Origin of the sequence: Pedococcus sp. 2YAF34, from assembly GCF_052114585.1 — a bacterium.
Classification (GTDB): Bacteria; Actinomycetota; Actinomycetes; order Actinomycetales; family Dermatophilaceae; genus Pedococcus.
In genome coordinates, this window is record NZ_JBFRFA010000153.1 from 1 (window position 1) to 374 (window position 374).

Annotated in this window: 1 protein-coding gene; it reads right to left on the minus strand. The window is 64.4% G+C overall.

Annotated elements, in window-relative coordinates; all coding sequences use genetic code 11:
* On the minus strand, positions 1–374 hold a 374-nt coding region (locus AB4Z02_RS19335), incomplete at both ends, for a hypothetical protein (RefSeq protein WP_441973002.1).

The following is a 374-nucleotide window of genomic DNA, read 5'->3' on the forward strand; positions in this document are numbered from 1 at the left end:
CGAGAACGGTCAGATCGCCTGTGACTCCGACGTAGCCTTCGACGATCCGGAAGAGCGCGTGATCGTTCGCCGCGTAGTGGTTGCCGACCGGAAGCAGGTTCTTGGTGTCGAAGGAATGCGAGGCGTCGTACGGTTGCGCGAGCGCTGCGAGGATCCACGACCTGATTCCGACGGGTTCGAGCAGCGACGCGGTCCGCGCCCACTCCGAGAGGTCCCAGTAGAAGGTCGTGGTCGCTCCGAGCCGCGGTCCACCGGTGAGGAACACCGGCCCGATGGGGCTGACCCCCGTGTTCCGCAAATAGAGGGCGAGCAGGATTCCGAAGTAATAGGATCGCGCCAACCCCGGCGACGGCGACTCGAGAACGGGAAGGTAT